Raw genomic sequence first — 232 nt, 5'->3', positions numbered from 1 at the left:
GATGGCGGCGGCAGTTCACGCAGACATGGCCGCCACGCCCGGCGGCGACAGGCCGCCCGCTGGCGACAGCCACCTGGCGTGCGATCGGCGCCACCTGGCGCGCCACCACCTGGGCCACCTGGCCGCGCGGCGTGGCACGACGGGCGGGCGCCACCAGTGGGCGCGACAGACGCTGCACCGCCTGCGGACGCGCCGCCACCTGGCGGGTGACGTTGCGCACCGCCTGCACGGC

The 232-nt window shown here is 78.4% G+C and carries 1 protein-coding gene; it reads right to left on the bottom strand.

Annotated features, from left to right (window positions below):
* Positions 1-232: hypothetical protein (locus RVY79_RS21745; protein ID WP_317466702.1), on the bottom strand; the 232-nt coding region annotated here is incomplete at both ends.

Origin of the sequence: Chromohalobacter sp. HP20-39 (assembly GCF_033052815.1) — a bacterium.
In the GTDB taxonomy this organism is placed as follows: domain Bacteria; phylum Pseudomonadota; class Gammaproteobacteria; order Pseudomonadales; family Halomonadaceae; genus Chromohalobacter.
This window is presented reverse-complemented; position numbering and strand designations above follow the sequence as displayed.